Consider the following 1,561-nt stretch of genomic DNA (forward strand, 5'->3'; position numbering starts at 1 on the left):
CAACTTGTAGACCACTCAGAACACACCATTTCTCGAAACGTTTCCGGTTGCGATGCTCCTATATTGTGTCAAGCGCTTTTCAGAAATTTTTCGTAGGCCGATGCTAATTCCGTCAATGGACGTTTTCCAGTCTCGATGTCACTGATCCTCGCCGGGGCACACCCCAAATGCTTCGCTACAACCACCTGGGTGAGATGCTTCGCGATACGCAGTTCTTTCAACTCATCCCGACGAAGATCCCTGGGCTGTGACGTGAAGTGCCCCAGGTTTTGTTCCGTTTGAGTAGATGGGAAAATTTGGAACATGCCGAGGAAATTTGACCAGGATGCGAAGGACCGCGTTGTCCGTCTCGTAGAAGACCGCATTCTGACGGAGAATATTTCCACGCAGGAAGCGTGCAAGATTGTGGCACCCAAACTGGGCGTCTCATGGCACACAGCCCGCCAATGGACGCAGGCAGCTCGCCGCGAAGGACGAGTTCCTGAACGTCTGCCTGAAGACCTGGCTGCTGAAAATGCCAGGCTACGCCGCGAAGTTCAGGAGCTACGTGACACAAACGAATTGTTGAAGGCCGCATCGGCTTTTTTCGCGTCAGAACTCGACCCCAAACGTCGGAAATGATCCGATTCATCGATGAACAGCGGGATCGTTTCACAGTCGAGTTCATCTGCCAGACGTTAAGGAATCATCGTGAGGGAGGATTTATCACCTCGCGCGGGTACCGCCAACACAAAGCACGTGGCGTGAGCGCTCGCCGCCTTCGCGATGCTGCCCTCGTGGAACGTCTTCGCGAGGTTCACGCTGGCAATTACGGCGTTTACGGCGTGCGGAAAATGTGGCACGCGCTTCGACGTGAAGGTATTGATATTGGTCGCGAGCAGACTGCCCGGTTGATGCGCCTGGCAGGCCTGTCCGGAAAGGGAAAAGGTGGTGCACCCATTACCACCCGTAAGCCTACGGGCCCGGATGTGCGACCTGACCTCGTTAACCGTGAATTCAAGGCCTCTGGGCCCAACCGTCTATGGGTCGCTGACATTACGTACGTCCGCACGCGGGGCGGCTTCGTGTACACAGCGTTCGTGACTGACGTGTACTCCCGTCGGATCGTCGGGTGGGCGTTGTCCGATTCGATGCGTACCGAGGCGTTGCCGCTGCAGGCGCTGAATCAAGCCATTGTGTGTGCCAAGGACACAGCGGGCCTTGTTCACCATGCAGATCACGGATCGCAATACGTCAGCATTGTCTACAACGAGCGTCTAGCCGAGCACGGAATCACGGCCTCTACTGGAACGGTCGGTGACTCCTACGACAATGCCTTAGCCGAAAATATCAACGGTTCCTACAAAAATGAACTCATTCATACCCGCACTTGGAACGATGTGGCCGACGTAGAAATCGCGACCTTCGAGTGGGTCACGTGGTGGAACGAATCAAGGCTTCACCAAAGTCTCGGCTACCGTACGCCGGCAGAAGTAGAAGAAGAGTTTTGGACTGGCAACCCAAATCATGAGAGAATGGAAATCAAGGCAAATACCTAGGAACAAAACCCGGGGCACTTCAA

General features: G+C 54.8%; 1 protein-coding gene and 1 pseudogene. One reads left to right on the top strand and one right to left on the bottom strand.

Features of this window, described 5'->3' with window-relative positions:
* Nucleotides 1–68 precede the first annotated feature (68 nt).
* Nucleotides 69–254, bottom strand: a pseudogene (locus tag HMPREF0298_RS12305) (helix-turn-helix domain-containing protein); the annotation flags it as partial.
* Nucleotides 255–303: 49 nt separating this feature from the next.
* On the opposite strand from HMPREF0298_RS12305, the gene HMPREF0298_RS12315 reads away from it, so the two are divergent.
* A protein-coding gene (locus tag HMPREF0298_RS12315; RefSeq protein WP_211205440.1) for an IS3 family transposase occupies nucleotides 304–1,538 on the top strand; the annotation gives its coding sequence in 2 pieces (ribosomal slippage) (nucleotides 304–595 and nucleotides 595–1,538; 1,236 coding nt in all).
* Nucleotides 1,539–1,561: the final 23 nt, after the last annotated feature.

Origin of the sequence: Corynebacterium lipophiloflavum DSM 44291, from assembly GCF_000159635.1 — a bacterium.
GTDB classification, from domain to species: Bacteria; Actinomycetota; Actinomycetes; order Mycobacteriales; family Mycobacteriaceae; genus Corynebacterium; species Corynebacterium lipophiloflavum.